The 432-nt window shown below is 29.4% G+C and carries 1 protein-coding gene; it reads left to right on the forward strand.

Annotation, left to right across the window (positions count from 1 at the left end; all coding sequences use genetic code 11):
- Positions 1–166 precede the first annotated feature (166 nt).
- Positions 167–432, forward strand: a 266-nt coding sequence (locus PZE06_RS26360; RefSeq protein WP_275792160.1) for an SDR family NAD(P)-dependent oxidoreductase, incomplete at its 3' end; no start/stop codon positions are given.

Below are 432 nucleotides of genomic sequence, written 5' to 3' on the forward strand. Positions count from 1 at the left end.
GATGGCGACAAGAACTTAGGTAACAATACTTCATCAAAAGGAGTTATAAAAGTGTAAATGATAAGGAAAATTGTTAAATTCCAGATTAGTACGAAAGTTTTTTACATGAAATTCAAAGAGTACATGTTAAAATTTAGGAAAGGTTTAATAGAGAGAGGTTTAAATCATGAAAAAAATAGTGGTTGTTGGAGCATCTGGTGTTCTTGGTAAGTTAGTTTGCATGGAGTTACTGAGAGTATTTGAAAAGCAAATAAAATTAATAGTAACGGATTATAAAAATGAAAGAGGTAAAAAGTTAGCAGCTTTTTTTAACAGTGACGTTCAGTTTCAATGTTTAGATGTTGATAATGAGGAAAATATAAAACAAGTTATAAAGAATGTAGATATTGTAGTCGTAGCAGTAAAACAGAGAAATCCGCACATTCAAAAAAG

The organism is Robertmurraya sp. DFI.2.37, from assembly GCF_029211245.1.
Lineage (GTDB): Bacteria > Bacillota > Bacilli > Bacillales > Cytobacillaceae > Robertmurraya > Robertmurraya methanolica_A.